The sequence below is a fragment of the Bradyrhizobium sp. SZCCHNR1093 genome, assembly GCF_032381175.1.
Lineage (GTDB): Bacteria > Pseudomonadota > Alphaproteobacteria > Rhizobiales > Xanthobacteraceae > Bradyrhizobium.
This window is the reverse complement of sequence record NZ_JAUHJJ010000007.1, coordinates 272,603-288,316: the sequence shown is the minus strand read 5'-3', so window position 1 is coordinate 288,316 and position 15,714 is coordinate 272,603. Positions and strand designations below refer to the sequence as shown.

General features: G+C 65.1%; 14 protein-coding genes. 7 read left to right on the top strand and 7 right to left on the bottom strand.

The annotated features are described in order from the left end of the window. Positions 1-7: 7 nt before the first annotated feature. Positions 8-430, bottom strand: coding sequence for a globin family protein (locus QX070_RS23170; protein ID WP_315739419.1), 423 nt, complete (start codon positions 428-430; stop codon positions 8-10). Positions 431-796: 366 nt separating this feature from the next. After that, a complete protein-coding gene (locus QX070_RS23165; RefSeq protein ID WP_315739418.1) occupies positions 797-2,284 on the bottom strand; it encodes an aldehyde dehydrogenase family protein in 1,488 nt (495 codons plus the stop codon). Positions 2,285-2,402: 118 nt separating this feature from the next. Between QX070_RS23165 and QX070_RS23160 the strand changes: the two genes are divergently transcribed. Beyond that, positions 2,403-3,488 (top strand): substrate-binding domain-containing protein, encoded by a 1,086-nt coding sequence (locus QX070_RS23160; protein WP_315739417.1) that lies wholly within the window; start codon positions 2,403-2,405, stop codon positions 3,486-3,488. A 37-nt stretch (positions 3,489-3,525) separates the two neighbouring features. Here the strand turns inward: QX070_RS23160 and QX070_RS23155 are convergent, their stop codons facing one another. After that, positions 3,526-4,383 (bottom strand): TerC family protein, encoded by an 858-nt coding sequence (locus tag QX070_RS23155; protein WP_315739459.1) that lies wholly within the window; start codon positions 4,381-4,383, stop codon positions 3,526-3,528. A gap of 82 nt (positions 4,384-4,465) precedes the next feature. Next, positions 4,466-4,888 (bottom strand): nucleoside-diphosphate kinase, encoded by a 423-nt coding sequence (gene ndk / locus QX070_RS23150; RefSeq protein ID WP_315739416.1) that lies wholly within the window; start codon positions 4,886-4,888, stop codon positions 4,466-4,468. Positions 4,889-5,174: 286 nt separating this feature from the next. Here ndk and QX070_RS23145 point away from each other — a divergent pair, with 286 nt between their 5' ends. The 3 genes from QX070_RS23145 to QX070_RS23135 all read left to right on the top strand — a co-directional run bounded on the left by QX070_RS23145 (position 5,175) and on the right by QX070_RS23135 (position 7,751). Further along, entirely contained in the window at positions 5,175-5,450 is a 276-nt protein-coding gene (locus QX070_RS23145) for a sulfur globule protein precursor (protein ID WP_315739457.1), read from the top strand. 189 nt (positions 5,451-5,639) lie between these two features. After that, positions 5,640-5,831, top strand: coding sequence for a hypothetical protein (locus tag QX070_RS23140; protein WP_315739415.1), 192 nt, complete (start codon positions 5,640-5,642; stop codon positions 5,829-5,831). Positions 5,832-5,882: 51 nt separating this feature from the next. Beyond that, positions 5,883-7,751 (top strand): ABC-F family ATP-binding cassette domain-containing protein, encoded by a 1,869-nt coding sequence (locus QX070_RS23135; RefSeq protein ID WP_315739414.1) that lies wholly within the window; start codon positions 5,883-5,885, stop codon positions 7,749-7,751. Between the two features lie 66 nt (positions 7,752-7,817). On the opposite strand, the gene QX070_RS23130 is transcribed toward QX070_RS23135, so the two are convergent. From QX070_RS23130 to QX070_RS23120, 3 genes are all read right to left on the bottom strand, one after another. After that, a complete protein-coding gene (locus tag QX070_RS23130; RefSeq protein WP_315739456.1) occupies positions 7,818-8,312 on the bottom strand; it encodes a hypothetical protein in 495 nt (164 codons plus the stop codon). A 204-nt stretch (positions 8,313-8,516) separates the two neighbouring features. Further along, positions 8,517-8,969, bottom strand: coding sequence for a DNA polymerase III subunit chi (locus QX070_RS23125; protein WP_315739413.1), 453 nt, complete (start codon positions 8,967-8,969; stop codon positions 8,517-8,519). A gap of 9 nt (positions 8,970-8,978) precedes the next feature. Next, entirely contained in the window at positions 8,979-10,514 is a 1,536-nt protein-coding gene (locus QX070_RS23120) for a leucyl aminopeptidase (RefSeq protein WP_315739412.1), read from the bottom strand. Between the two features lie 339 nt (positions 10,515-10,853). Here QX070_RS23120 and lptF point away from each other — a divergent pair, with 339 nt between their 5' ends. From lptF to QX070_RS23105, 3 genes are read left to right on the top strand one after another with little or no spacing between them, the layout of a single operon-like run. Continuing rightward, positions 10,854-12,023, top strand: coding sequence for an LPS export ABC transporter permease LptF (gene lptF / locus QX070_RS23115; RefSeq protein ID WP_315739411.1), 1,170 nt, complete (start codon positions 10,854-10,856; stop codon positions 12,021-12,023). Next, a complete protein-coding gene (gene lptG, locus QX070_RS23110; RefSeq protein ID WP_315739410.1) occupies positions 12,020-13,117 on the top strand; it encodes an LPS export ABC transporter permease LptG in 1,098 nt (365 codons plus the stop codon). Before lptF ends, lptG begins: the two co-directional genes overlap by 4 nt. Then, on the top strand, positions 13,117-15,627 hold the full coding sequence (locus tag QX070_RS23105; protein ID WP_315739409.1) for an LPS-assembly protein LptD: 2,511 nt from the start codon (positions 13,117-13,119) through the stop codon (positions 15,625-15,627). Before lptG ends, QX070_RS23105 begins: the two co-directional genes overlap by 1 nt. The last annotated feature ends 87 nt before the right edge of the window (positions 15,628-15,714 follow it).

Below are 15,714 nucleotides of genomic sequence, written 5' to 3'. Positions count from 1 at the left end.
ATCCGGATCAGGGCCGCCGAGCGCCGACCGAAATTGCGATCATCCGCTGGGCGATGATGCCGTAGACCTTGCGCCAGGCCTGCTCCACCTCATTATTCCAATGCGGACCAAGCCCCTTGGCGAGGCTCCACAGCAGCGCCTCCCCGACCACCGGATAGTACTCCGGCTTGACGCCGTAGCGCGCATGGTTGCGGCCGAGGATGTCGGTGCTCGACAGAAGTCCGGTCATCTGATCGAGGCTGCCGACGAGCACCGCGAGCGTCGCGATGAAATCGCGCTTCAACACGTCCATGTCGGCTGGAAACATCGCGCGGCATTCCGGCAAGAGCTCGAACACGCGATCATAGAACGTCGTCGTCATCTGTGTAGCATTGGCAAATACCAAGTCGAACGACGACTTGACGAGCGCAATCTCATCTGCAGTCAACATGCGCAAGTCCAATTCGAAACAATTCCAATCAGGGCCCGATCAGTGGAGCTCGACGTAGTGGTGTCGCGGCGACGCGAACGGGTTCATTATAAGAAGCAGACGACCACGCCCTGCGGTACTTGTCAAAGGCGCGGCACCGTGCCGCAGCACTGTGGATTGGCTTGTGATCCTGCCGCGACGATTACTGACCGACTCAGCGATCGGAGACGGCAACGGCAACAAACACGACGGCCATCGTGCTTCTCACAGGCCATCGGAGACGCCGACACGCCGGCCGCCGACCGGCGCCAAGGCCGACTGATCCGTTGGATCGCGCAGACGGCCGCCGATGCGAATGGCGGCCGTCCGCGTCAACCGACGCCTGGCTCACACCGCGAGGTTCATCCAGACGGACTTCGGCTCCGTGAAGTTGTCCAGCGCGGCCGTGCCGTGCTCGCGGCCCAGTCCGGAGTCACGATCGCCACCCCAAGGCAGCCGCACATCAGTGTAGCCATAGGTGTTGATCCACACGGTGCCGGCGCGCAGGCGCTTAGCGAAGCGATGGACGCGCCCCATGTCGCGGCTCCAGACGCCCGCGGCCAGGCTGTAAGCCGTGCCGTTCGCCATCCGCAGCGCCTCGGCCTCGTCCCTGAACTTGATCACGCTGACCACGGGTCCGAAGATCTCCTCCTGCGAGATCCGCATGTCGTGCGTGACGCCAGCGAAGACGGCGGGGCTGACGAAATAGCCGCGGGCGGCCGCGCGCTGGCCGCCGGTGACGAGCGTGGCGCCTTCGTTGCGTCCGATGTCGACATAGTCGAGGATCGTCTTCATCTGCCGTTCGGAGATGACCGGTCCGAGCGAGGTTGCGCGATCGAGCGGATCGCCGATCCGCAGCGCCCGTGCGCGCTCGGTCAGGCGCTCGACCACCTCGTCATACACGCGCTCGTGCACGAGCACCCGCGATCCGGCCGAGCACACCTGCCCGGTGTTGAAGAAGATGCCGCTGGCCGCAGCCTTCGCGGCGGCCTCGATGTTCGCATCGTCGAAGATGATGTTGGCCGACTTGCCGCCGAGCTCGAGCGAGACGCGTTTGAAGTTGCCGGCCGCCGCCTTCATGATGCCGCGGCCGACGCCGGGCGAGCCAGTGAACGTGACCTTGTCGACATCGGGGTGGTTGACCAGCGCCTCGCCGACGGTGCGCCCAGGGCCGGTCACGATGTTGAGAACACCGGGCGGCAGTCCGGCTTCGAGCGCGAGCTCCCCGATCCGCAGCGCCGACAGCGACGTCAGCTCGGCGGGCTTCATCACGACGGTGCAGCCGCAGGCCAGCGCCGGCGCGAGCTTCCACATCCCGATCATCAGCGGGAAATTCCACGGCACGATTGCCGCGACCACGCCGACCGGCTCGCGCACGGTATAGGTCAGCGCATCATCGCGCGTAGAGACGACTTCACCGCTGATCTTGTCGGCCCATCCGGCGTAGTAAGTGAGCGTATCGATGGCGGCGGGAAGATCCTGGCGCTGGATCGCCGACACGGGCTTGCCGGCATCGAGGCTTTCGAGCTCGATGATCCCGTCGGCATGGTCGCGCAACAGCTGCGCCCATTTCAGCAGGATCGCGCCGCGCTCCGCCGCACGCATCGTTCGCCACGGCCCTTCGAAGGCCTTGCGGGCCGCGGCGACCGCGAGATCGACATCCTCGGCATTGCCCTCGGCGACCGTCGCAATCGCCTGCTCGGTTGCAGGATTGAGCGAGGTGAAGGTGCGTCCCGAAACCGAGGGAACATGCCGGCCGCCGATCAGGAGCTGGAACGGCTTCGTCAGATAAGACGTCGTCCTCGAGCCGCGCTCGTAATCATATGCAATCGACATCATATTTCCTCCGTTTGTTGTATACCAATGAAGGTAAGAACAAATATCTGTTCGTAAATATGATATCTGTTGCCTATGGCCGGCGGTCATATGAAGCCGACTTCACAAGCGGGCCCTGATGTTGCGGATCGCGATCGAACCTGTCTGGCGTTTCTACAAGGACGACGGCCCGCAGAGCATCGTCGTGATGCTCCGCGTGCTCAGCGAAATCAGGAGGACGGGTAAGATCACCAGCGCGGCCAGCGACGCGCATCTGTCCTATCGTCACGTCTGGAATCTGATCGAGCAGTGGTCTGAATTCTTCGGCGTGCCGCTGGTCGAGACCCAGCGCGGCAAGGGATCGAAGCTCACCACGTTCGGAGACAAGCTGGTCTGGGCCGGCGAGCGCATGCACGCCCGCCTCGGCCCGCAGCTCGACAATCTGGCGCAGGAGCTGGTGACCGAGATCAAGCCGTTCCTGCAGCCGCATCCCGGCGTGATCCGCGTTCACGCCAGCCACGGCTTTGCCGTCGCCAAGCTGCGCGAGCTGTTGGATCGCGAGCCAGGCGTCGGGGTCGATGTCCGCTATGTCAGCAGCCAGCATTCGCTGGCGTCGCTGGCGCAAGGCGAATGCGACCTGTCGGGACTGCATCTGCCGCGCGGCGAGCTGCGTGCCCAGAACATCCGGGCCTGCAGGGATTGGCTTGATCCCAAGCAGGACTGCGTCATTAGCTTCGTGACCCGTGAAATGGGGCTGATGGTCAAGCGCGGCAATCCGCTGTCCATCCGTTCATTGGCCGATCTTGCCGACGGCAGGGCGCGCTTCGTCAATCGCGATCATGATTCCGGCACCCGCCTGTTGTTCGATCAGTTGCTCGCGTCACAAGGCATCGACGAAGCGCGCATTAATGGCGCGCAGCAGATCGAGTTCACCCATGCAGCCGTCGCCGCCTATGTCGCGAGCGGCATGGCCGACGTCTGCTTCGGCGTCGAGGCCGCCGCGCGGCAATTCGGACTCGACTTCATCCGTATCCTCACCGAGGACTATTTCTTCGCCTGCCATAAATCGTTTCTGGAAACCGACCCGATGCGGCGGGTGCTCGAGGTGATGAAGGGCGACGAATTCCATCGCGCCGTCGCTGCCCTGCCCGGCTACCAGCCAGCCGCGACGGGATCGGTCCACACCGTTCGCGAATTCCTCGATCGGCTGGATGCGGAGTCCTGACGCCGCCCGGTCGGACGCGACGCCTCCTGACGATCAGCTACGGCAGATCGACGCCGCGCGCCGGCACCAGCTCGCTCTCGGCCTGGCGCTGCAGCGCGCGGCCGCGCCAGATCGAGCCGGCGATCAGCACCACACCGGCGCCGATCAGCGACATCAGCGCCTCCATGACATCGACGTGGCTCGCGAGATTGGTCTTGCCGGCGAACAGCGCCGAGGTCGCCTCGATGTTGATGACCACGGTGCCGTCGAGGAGATGGTGCAGCATCGGCTCGATCGCGGGATCGGTCGCGATCACCTCGCCGGCCACCCAGCCGAGCAACATCGCGCCGAGCCAGACCAGCAGCGGGACCCGATCGAGCACGAGCATGATCAGCGCGGCGCCGGCGATGATCAGCGGGATGCTCATGGCGAGGCCGATGATCAGCAGGGACGCCTGGCCGTTCGCGGCCGCAGCCACCGCGATCACGTTGTCGAGGCTCATCACGAGGTCGGCAAGCGCGACGATGCGGACCGCATGCCACAGCGTCGTGCCGGCTGCGATCTCGTCGTTCTCGTCCTCGGGCACCAGCAGCTTGGCGGCGATCACGATCAGCGCCAGCCCGCCGATCAGCTTCAGGTACGGCAGCGCCATCAGGGTGGCGACGATGCCGGTAAAGGCGATGCGCAGTGCGACGGCAATGCCGGAGCCGGCCACCATGCCCCAGACGCGATGCTTGCCGTGCAGGCCGCGGCAGGCGAGCGCGATGACCAGCGCATTGTCGCCCGACAACAGCACGTTGATCCAGACGATCTTGCCGAGCGCGAGCCAGAAGCCCGGGCTCTGCAGGTCGGCCTCGAATTGAGCGAGCAAATGGCCGAAAGTGGCGGGATCAGCGAGTTGCGACAGCCAGTTCACGGCCAAGCCTTTCAGATCGGTTCAACGAAGATTGAGCACGTCGGCATGCGGCGGAGCGAGGCTCCGCCGCAGCGATCATGGCTCAGCCGACGATCTCGTTGCCGGCGAAGAACTGCGCGATCTCGACCGCAGCCGTCTCGGCGGCATCCGAGCCGTGCACCGAGTTCTCGCCGATCGACTTCGCATGCGATTTGCGGATGGTGCCGTCGGCGGCCTTCGACGGATCGGTCGCGCCCATCACGTCGCGGTACTTCAGGATGGCTCCTTCGCCTTCGAGGACCTGGACGACGACCGGGCCGGAGATCATGAAATCGACCAGCTCGCCGAAGAACGGCCGCGCCTTGTGCACGGCATAGAAGGTCTCGGCCTGGTCGCGGGTCATGCGGATCCGCTTCTGAGCCACGATGCGCAGGCCGGCCTTCTCGATCAGCGCATTGATCGCGCCGGTGAGGTTACGCTCGGTCGCGTCGGGCTTGATAATCGAAAAGGTGCGCTCAATCGCCATGATGTCGTCCTTGGAGGTGCGGGATTTGGGTGGGTTGCGGGCTTATATCGACGCGATTGGTCGACGGCAAGCGACCGGGACCCAGCCCGGAGGCGCAACGCCTTACGACAATTTCACGTTTCTGAACATAGCCTGAAGGGTTCGTGCGACCATCATTCAGCTGTCATGTCTTAACGTGTTCGGTATCGGGCGAGGACGAGCCAGCAGCGTTCCGGTGGCCGCCCTCTCCCAGCCTCATCCGTCGGACAATTTCGGCGCCTCCAACGCTGTCATCCAGGAGACGATCATGTTGCGCAAACTCTCCCTCATCGCGGCGGCCGCCGTTGCCCTCGGCGCAGCCGCCCTCGCCCCGACCGCCGCCTCGGCTCACTGGCACGGTGGCTGGCATGGCGGTGGTTGGCACGGAGGCGGCTGGCATGGCGGTTGGCACCGTCCGTTCTACGGCCCCCGCTTCTTCGTCGGCGGCCCGGCCTACAGCTACGGCTATGGAGGCTGCTATGTGCGCCGCGTGGTTCCGACCCCGTGGGGACCGCGCTGGCGCCTGATCAACCGCTGCTATTGATACGAGCCTCGGCGCGGCACCCGCCCCCCGCCGCACCGAACTCGCATCGCCCCGGCGTCTCCCCCACGCCGGGGCTTTTTTTGTGCAGTTTCAACCTCATTTCGGGGTATTCCGGTCAGGAGCCGGAAACAAATCGAGCGGCCACGACTTGTTACGGCATCGTCCTGCAACTGCTCGTGGAATTCCGTCATGTCTGGCCGCACCGCCAATTTCAGCGAGGCTCTCGATCGCAAGACCAGCCGATCGATCTGCGAGGCCGTCGGCGAGCGCCTGCAACGCAGCCTGCCGCCGGACGGCTCTCACCTGCCAGCTTCCCTTGCGGACCTGATGAACGAGTTGCGCAAGCGCGACGAGGCCGGGACGAGCCTATCCGGCCGCTGAGACCGCGACAAAGCGGTTGCCTTTGGCCGCGCGCGCGGTGACAAGGCGCGCATGCTTTCCATCACCGACATCTCCATCCGCCTCGCCGGACGGCTTCTCATCGACCAGAGCTCGGTGCAGATTCCGCCGGGCGCGCGCGTCGGGCTGGTCGGCCGCAACGGCACCGGCAAGTCCACCCTGTTCAAAGCGATCCGCGGCGAACTGTCGCTGGAGACCGGCAGCATCAGCGTGCCGCCGCGGTGGCGCATCGGCAGCCTGGCCCAGGAAGCCCCGAGCGGGCCCGAAAGCCTGATCGAGGTGGTTCTCCGGGCCGACCTCGAGCGGCACGCGCTGCTGCACGAGGCCGAGACCGCCCATGACGCAGACCGTATCGCCGAGATCCAGACCCGCCTCGTCGACATCGACGCGCATTCCGCCCCGGCGCGCGCGGCCGCGATTCTCAGCGGCCTCGGATTTTCCGCCGCGGATCAGGCGCGAGCCTGCGCCGAATTCTCCGGCGGCTGGCGCATGCGGGTCGCCCTCGCGGCCACGCTGTTCGCCGCACCCGACCTGCTCCTGCTGGACGAGCCGACCAACTATCTCGACCTCGAGGGCACGCTGTGGCTCGAGGATCATCTGGCGCACTATCCGCGCACGGTGATCGTGATCAGCCATGACCGCGATCTGCTGGAAACCTCCGTCGACCAGATCCTGCATCTCGACCGTTGCAAGCTCACGCTGTACCGCGGCAGCTACTCCTCCTACGAGGAGCAGCGCGCCACCCGCGAGATGCTCGATGCCAAGGCGGTCAAGCGCCAGGAAGCGGAGCGCGCGCGGCTGCAGGCCTTCGTCGAGCGCTTCAAGGCCAAGGCCTCGAAGGCGCGCCAGGCGCAGTCCCGCGTCAAGATGCTGGAGCGGATGAAGCCGATCACCGCGCTCGTCACCCAGGACGTGCACGAGATCACGTTCCCCGCACCGGAGCGACTGTTGTCGCCGCCGATCATCGCGGTCGACAACGCCTCGGTCGGCTACGACCCCGCGCAACCGGTGCTCAACCGCGTCACCTTACGCATCGACAATGACGACCGCGTCGCATTGCTCGGCGCCAACGGCAATGGCAAGTCCACGCTGGTGAAGCTGCTGGCCGGCCGGCTCGCGCCGTTCTCCGGCAAGGTCACGCGCGCCGACAAGCTGTCGATCGCCTATTTCGCCCAGCACCAGCTCGATGAGCTGGACGAGACCGGATCGCCGTATAGTCACGTGCGCAAGCTGATGGGTGACGCGCCGGAGTCGAAAGTGCGCGCGCGCGCCGGCGCGATCGGGTTTTCCGGCAAGGCCGCCGACACGCTGGTGAAGAGCCTGTCGGGCGGCGAGAAGGCGCGGCTGCTGCTCGGGCTCGCGACCTTCTTCGGCCCCAACATGATCATCCTGGACGAGCCGACCAACCATCTCGACATCGACAGCCGCGCCGCGCTCGCCGAAGCGATCAACGAATTTCCCGGCGCCGTGATCATGGTCTCGCACGACCGCTATCTGATCGAGGCCTGCGCCGACCGCCTCTGGGTCGTCGCCGACCGCACGGTGAAGACCTACGATGGCGATCTCGATGACTACCGGCGCATGGTCCTGTCGTCACGCAGCGGCGCCGGCACCCGAGAGACCGAACGTCCGCAGGTGACCGAGAAAGCAGAGCGGCCGCGCGGCGACAACAGGCGGAGCGGGCTGAAGCAGAAGATCACGGCGGTCGAAGCCGAGATCGCCCGCATCACCGAGATCATCGCCAAGATCGACGGCGCGCTGTCGCTGCCCGACATCTTCACACGCGACCCGAAACAGGCGGCGCAATTGTCGAAGGCACGGGCCAATGCCGCCGACGCGCTGGCGCGCGCCGAGGAGCAATGGCTGGAAGCGAGCACGTTGTATGACGAGGCAACCGGCTGATCGAGCAATCCGCGACGAACCAACGTTCGTCCGACGAACTACTCTCTCGGCAACTTCAGCGCACACTCAGGTCGCGCGCTTCTTCGCCTTCGGCTTGACCGTCTTCGGCGCGGGTCCCGGATCGGGCGCTCGCTCGACCGAGGTCAGGCGGCCGGAGCTGAACGTGTAGACGCCGGAGCGCGCGCCGCGCAGCCAGGTCACCGTGGCCACGCGCTCACCGCCATTGCTCGAGATGTTGACGTTGTCGGGTGCACCGATGCCGCGCACCACGTCGCATTCGGTATGGCCGAGTGCGACGGTGCCGCCGACGGCTGGCGTTGCGGCGGCGGGATCATTCGCCAGCGCGTTCGCGCCCGCAGCACCGGCCGCAGGCGCCATGCCCGGGCATGCGCCTTCGGCGCTCACAAGGTCCTCAGCCGTGACCGGCTTATCCGGCGTCAGCGGCGGCGCGTCGATCGAGATGTTCCTGATGAACAGGCGCTGCGGCCGGTTGAACCACTCGGCGTCCTTGGACAGGAAATCGGGCGTGCTCGAGCATCCGGCGACGACCGGGGCAAGCACAAGGAACGCCAGAGCGCGCGTCAGCTGTTTGTTGTGGTCTCGCACGATGAACCTTGCTGAATTGCAACCTGTGGACACTCTAACGTGTTGTCCCAACATCACTTTGCGGCACGTTCGTGACTTTGCCAACGCTCTGCCGGTAAATCGGCAGTTTATCATGAATCGCGCCGCGCTGCCATCATTGGCGCTTCACGGACTTCCGCATCATTGCCGGCGCTGCCAACGCCCCCGCTCATCCGCCTGCCAGTAGGTGACCTCGAATCCTCGCGATTTGCAATCGGTCCACGCCGATCTCGCAGCCGCGAGCGCGTCCGCATCATCGCCGTTGAATACGAGCACCATGCGCTCGTAGCTGTGCGAGTCCGATGGCAGCGGCGCGTTGTCCACCAGGAAACGGACGTTTGCGCCGTTGGGATTGCTCTCTTCCACCGCGAGCACGATCGGCTGGTCGGCCACATCGGCCACCCGCCAGGTGGCATGCGGCAGAAACGAATCGTCGCGATAGGTCCACAGATGCGCATCGAGCGCATCCGCGCGCTCCTCCGACGTCGACTGCACCACGACGCGCCAACCGCGCTCGAGCGACTTCTCGAGCAGCGGCGGCAGCACGCCTTCAATGGTCATGTTCTGCAGATGGTAGAACAGGACTTCTGTCATCGTCCCGCATCACGCCTTGGCGCCGGACTTGGCTTCAGCTTTGGCGTCGGATTTGGATTCGTAGGAATCCCACACCAGCCGGTCGAGCAGCCGGACGCCATAGCCCGATCCCCAGCTCTGGTTGATCTCCGATTTCGGCGCGCCCATCGCGGTGCCGGCGATGTCGAGATGCGCCCACGGCGTGTCGTTGACGAAGCGCTGCAGGAATTGCGCAGCAGTGATCGAGCCGCCATGGCGTCCGCCGGTATTCTTCATGTCCGCGAACTGCGAATCGATCAGCTTGTCGTATTCGTGGCCGAGCGGCATGCGCCAGACCTTCTCACCCGTCTCCTGCCCCGCCTTGAACAGCTTGTCGGCGAGATCATCATTGTTGGTGAAGAGGCCGGCATGATCGGTGCCGAGCGCGACCATGATCGCGCCGGTCAAGGTTGCCAGGTCGATCATGAACTTCGGCTTGAACTTGGTCGCGACGTACCAGAGCACGTCGGCGAGCACGAGCCGGCCCTCGGCATCGGTATTGATGATCTCGATGGTCTGGCCCGACATCGAGGTGACGATGTCGCCTGGACGCTGCGCATTGCCGTCCGGCATGTTCTCGACCAGGCCGATGGCACCGATCACGTTGGCCTTGGCCTTGCGCGCGGCGAGCGCATGCATCAGGCCGACCACGCAGGCCGCGCCGCCCATGTCGCCCTTCATGTCCTCCATCGAGCCGGCCGGCTTGATCGAGATGCCGCCGGTGTCGAAGCACACGCCCTTGCCGATGAAGGCGACCGGCTGCTCGCCGCGCTTGCCGCCATTATAGTGCATCACGACGGTGCGGCTCGGCCGTGCCGAGCCCTGGCCGACGCCGAGCAGCGCGCCCATGCCGAGCTTCTTCATCGCAGGCACGTCGAGGATCTCGACGGTGACGCCGAGCTTGCGCAAGGCGGCGGCGCGCTTGGCGAACTCCTCCGGGTAGAGCACGTTCGGCGGCTCGTTGACGAGATCGCGCGCCAGTATCACCCCGTCAGTGACGTGGGACCGCGGCGCGAACGCCTTCTTGGCCGCCGCGGCATCCGCCACGGCGATCGAGACATTGGCGCTGACGGCGCCCTCTTCGTCCTTCTTCTTGGTCTTGTAGCGATCGAACCGATAGGCCCGCAGCCGGATCCCGGTGGCCAGCGAGCTGACCTGATCCGGCAACAGCGGTCCCGAAGGCAACTCGGCCAGCACCGCGACCGCTTCAGTTCCGGAGTTCAACTTTCCGGCTAAAGTACCGCCGTATTTAAGAAAATCCTTGTCCTTGAGATCTGAGCCCTTGCCGGTGCCAATGACGATCAAGCGCTGAATCTTGATTCCCTCAGGAGCCAGCAGGTCCAGCACCGCGCCGTCCTTGCCCTTGAACCGGGCTGTGGCGGCCGCGCGCTTGATCAGGTCCGAGGCTCCCCCAAGGGCCTTCTCGGTCGCGACTCCGAGTCGCAGGGTGTCATCGCAGAACGCCACCACGATGCCGCGCGGGGCGGTCGACAGCGGGACGAAGCCGACCTTGACGGCGTCGGACATCAAGCAATCCTCCAAATTTCGACGTGATGAGCCGCCACGCCCGGCCGAAAACCTCAAGGACCAGACGCGGATGGCGGCAGTTCGGAACCCAACTTGGGAGCAGTATGACCTGCCCGGGCCGCGGCTGCCAAGCGCCGCGTGGCGGGCCAGTCACAATCATGAAATTTTGACCGTATTTTCGGGGCGCCACGCCACAGCCATTTTGTCGACGGATCAACGAGATGGTAATGATATTCACTGCTCTTGGAACGTCACGGCGACAGCGGCCTTGGGGGACCCGTTTCAAGGGGGGCTGCAGCGCTCGTTCCGGGACTGCTGATTGGGGATCGAGCGCAGACGATGGGGTCCATCGACAGGTACATCTTTCGCACGACGCTGGCGTCGTTCGCGTTGGTCCTGATCAGCCTCACCGGCGTGATCTGGATTACGCAGGCGCTGCGCGGCATCGACCTGATGACCAGCCAGGGCCAGACGATCCTGACCTTCCTCGGCATCACCGGGCTCGTGATTCCTTCCCTGCTCGGCGTCATCGCGCCAATTGCGCTGATGATCGCGGTCTCGCACACGCTGAACAAGCTCGCGACCGATTCGGAGATCATCGTCATGAACGCGGCCGGCATGTCGCCGATCCGGCTGTTCGTGCCGTTCGCCTATGCCACCTGCGCGGTGGCCGTGCTGGTGACGGTGATCGCCGCCTTCTTCGCCCCCGACGGCCTGCGCCGGATCAAGCAGTGGGATGCCGAGATCACCGCCGACGTGCTCGCCAACATCCTGCAGCCCGGACGGTTCGCGCAGCTCGACCAGAACCTGACCATCCGGATCCGCGAGCGCCAACCCGGCGGCGAGCTGTCCGGCATCCTGATCGACGACCGCCGCGACCCCAAGGAGCGAATCACGATCATCGCCGAGAAGGGCACCGTCGTGAAGAATGCCGACGGCTCGTTCCTGGTGCTCGAGGACGGCAATCTGGAACGCTTCGAGCTCGGCAAGCGCGAGCCGGCGATGGTCGCGTTCGCCCGCTACGCCTTCGACATGTCGAAGTTTTCGAATCAGGGCCGCGACGTCACGCTCGGCATCCGCGAGCGCTATCTCTGGGAGCTGATGGCCCCCGCCGAGAACGATCCGATCTACAAGCAGATCCCGGGACAATTCCGGCAGGAATTGCACGACCGCTTCCTGGCACCGATCTATCCGTTCGCCTTCGCAGCCCTCACCTTCGCATTCCTGGGCGCGCCGCGGACGACACGCCAGAGCCGCAACTTCTCGTTCGGCAGCGCGATCCTCGCCGTCTTCGGCGTGCGCATGGCGGGCTTCGCCTGCTCGGTCATGACGGTGAAGACGCCGATGGCGGCGCTGGTGCAGTACCTCATGCTGTTCGGCGTGCTCGGCCTCAGCATCTGGATCATCATCGGCGGCGTGGTGGTCGAGCCGCCGGCGCGGCTGATGGAAGCCATCAACCGCTCGAACGCGCGGATCGCACGCCTGTTCGGAAGGCCGGCCACCGCATGAGCATGGTCACCAACACGCTCGGGCGCTATTTCGCCGGCCGTTTCCTGGTCTCGGCGGTCGGCGTGTTCGCGAGCATCTTCATCCTGCTCGTGCTCGTCGACTACATCGAGATGGTGCGCAAGACCTCCGGGCTCGCCTCCGCTTCGGCGCTGATGGTGGCGGAAACGTCGCTGTTCCGGGTGCCGCAATTGCTCGAGAAGATGATGCCGTTCTGCGTCCTGATCGGCGCCATGACCTGCTATCTCGCGCTGTCGCGCCGGCTCGAACTCGTGGTGGCGCGCGCAGCCGGGGTCTCCGCCTGGCAGTTCATCGCGCCGGCGCTGGCAAGCGCCATCGTGCTCGGGCTGATGGCCACGACCCTCTACAACCCGATGTCGGCCAATCTGCGCGAGCTCTCCAAGCGCATGGAGGCCGAGCTGTTCGGCGCGGCCCCCGGCGGCGGCGTGCAGGATGCGGCCGGCTTCTGGCTCAACCAGATCAACCCGGACGGCTCCGTGATCATCAATGCCGCCCGCAGCGAGCAGCAGGGCGTCCGCCTGACCGGACTGACCCTGTTCCGTTTTGATACGGACAAGCACTTCAAGGAGCGAATCGAAGCCCGCGAGGCGACCCTCGAAGAAGGCCGGTGGGTCTTCCGCTCGGTGCGCCGATTCTCCCTCGATGCGCCCCCTGTCGACGAACCGACGTTCATTCTTCCGACCAGCCTGACGCCGGCGCAGGTCCGAAACAGCTTCTCCACCCCCGAAACTGTGTCGTTTTGGCAACTGCCGACATACATCCGTTCGTCGGAGAGCTCAGGCTTCGCGACCGCGGGGTACCGACTGCAGTATCATAAGCTGATCGCGCAGCCGTTTTTGCTGGCTGCGATGGTCATGCTGGCTGCGTCCGTGTCGCTCAGGTTCTTCCGAATGGGTGGCGTACAGAAAATGGTTTTGAGTGGCGTGGGCGCCGGGTTTCTGCTCTACGTTCTGTCGAAAGTAACTGAAGATTTGAGCAAGGCTGAGTTGATGAATCCGATCGCTGCGGCGTGGCTGCCGGTGTTCGTCGGCGGCCTCACCGGTTTCATGGCTTTGCTCTACCAGGAGGACGGCTAGTGTCGTTCGTTGCCGTCCGTCAGACAGCGCTCGCCGCGCTTCGGCAGCATGCCGTTGCGCGCCGCGGTTGCGTGCGCGTGCGTCGCGCCGGGTCTGGCGTGCTTGGATTCGTTTTGGCCTGCGGGCTCGGCCTGATGGTTGCGGCTGCGACCGGGGTCGTGGCGCCGAGTCCTGCCGCCGCGCAGGGCTTCACCTACAATCCGCGCCCGCCCAAGGCGCCGCCGCCGCGCGTCGCCAACGACAACCAGATGCTGGTGCAGGCGACCGAGGTCGATTACGACTACAACAACTCGCGCGTGTCGGCGGTCGGCAACGTGCAGCTGTTCTACAATGGCACCTCGGTCGAGGCCGACCGGGTGATCTACGACCAGAAGACCAAGCGTCTGCATGCGGAAGGCAACATCCGCATGACCGACGCCGACGGCAAGATCACCTACGCCAACAGCCTCGACCTGTCCGACGATTATCGTGACGGCTTCGTCGATTCGCTGCGCGTCGAGACCGAGGACCAGACGCGGATGGCGGCGACCCGCGCCGACCGCTCCAAGGGGAATTACACCGTCTTCGAGAACGGCGTGTACACCGCCTGCGCGCCTTGCAAGGACGATCCGAAGAAGCCGCCGCTGTGGCAGGTCAAGGGTGCGCGCATCATCCACGACCAGACCGAGAAGATGCTGTATTTCGAGAACGCCCAGCTCGAGTTCTTCGGCGTTCCCCTGGCCTACATCCCCTACTTCTCGACGCCCGATCCGACCGTGAAGCGCAAGAGCGGCTTCCTGATGCCCGGCGTCACCCAGACCGGCGGCTACGGCTTCGGCGTCGACATCCCCTATTACTGGGCGATCGCGCCGGATTACGACGCGACCTTCACGCCGCGCATCACCTCCAAGCAGGGCGTGCTGCTGCAGACCGAGTTCCGCCAGCGCCTCAGCAATGGCGGCTATCAGGTGCGCCTGTACGGCATCGATCAGCTCGACCGCAACGCCTTCGCCGGCCAGCCGGGCGATCGCCAGTTCCGCGGCGGCGTCGACACCAAGGGCCAGTTCGCGCTCAACGACAAGTGGGTCTGGGGCTGGGACGGCATCCTGCTGTCCGACTACATGTTCCTGTCGGATTACCGGCTGGCGCAGTACCGCGACCCGTTCAACTCGTTCATGAGCCTGCCGACCGAGGCGATCTCGCAGCTGTATTTGACCGGCGTTGGCAGTCGCAGCTTCTTTGACGTCAGGGCGATCCACTATCTAAGCTTCTCGGGCAACCAGCAGACCGTGCCGGTGGTCTATCCGGTGCTGGATTACTCGAACGTGCTGAACTACCCCGTGTTCGGCGGCGAGTTCAGCTACAAGACCAACTTCGTCAATCTGAGCCGCCAGACGGCGGTGTTCGATCCGATCACGACCACCGCCAACACCGCCGGGCTGTGTACGACGGTGTCTGCCGATCCGCGGGCGCGTCTGCCCAACCAGTGCCTGCTGCGCGCCACGCCCGGCACCTACACCCGCCTGACCGCGCAGGCGGAGTGGCGGCGGTCGTTCACGGATCCCTACGGCCAGATCTGGACGCCGTTCGCGATCCTGCGCGCGGATGCGATCAACGCCAACGTCTCGAACCAGCCGGGCGTCGGTAATTTCCTGCAGACCGGCGACACCCAGGCGCTGCGGCTGATGCCGACGGTCGGCCTGGAATATCGCTATCCGTTCATCAACGTGCAGCCATGGGGCACGACGACGATCGAGCCGATCGCGCAAGTGATCATCCGGCCGAACGAAACCTATGCCGGCCGGCTGCCGAACGAGGACGCCCAGAGCATGGTGTTCGACGCCAGCAACCTGTTCAGCGTCGACAAGTTCTCCGGCTACGACCGCGTCGAAGGCGGCGGCCGCGCCAATGTCGGCGTCCAGGCGACGACGCAGTTCGACCGCGGCGGCACCATCAACGTGCTGTTCGGCCAGTCCTACCATTTGTTCGGGATGAACTCGTTCGCGGTGCAGGATGCCAACAACACCGCCATCGGCTCCGGCCTAGACAAGAACGTCTCGGACTACGTGGCGCGTGTCGATTACTCGCCGAACCGCACCTACACGTTCAGCATGCGCAGCCGGTTCGACCAGCAGACCCTGAACATCCAGCGCTTCGAGGCGGAAGCCAAGGCGAACTTCGACCGCTGGTCGGTGGCCCTGACCTACGGCAACTATGCCGCCGATCCGGCGCTCGGCTATCTCGACCGGCGTGAGGGCATCCTCGGCAGCGGCTCGGTCAAGGTGGCGCCGAACTGGGTCGTCACGGGTGCAGCGCGCTGGGATCTGGCAGCCAACAAGATCAACCAGTATGTGATCGGCGCCGGCTATGTGGATGATTGTTTCGTGCTGGCCGCCAACTATGTAACGTCGTATAATTATACGGCAGGCACCACTCCCCCCGTTCTGAGCCATGCCTATATGCTCCAGATCGGACTCCGGACGCTGGCCAATTCCTCGTCCACGGGAACCGGGGCTGGGGGCCTTCAGTAGCGCGCGCCAGTCTCCGACGGGCCGCTCCGTGGGGTTCGAAAGTCCCTCGTCGGGAGCCGTGGCGCGGTTTCCAGTTGGATCAATAGC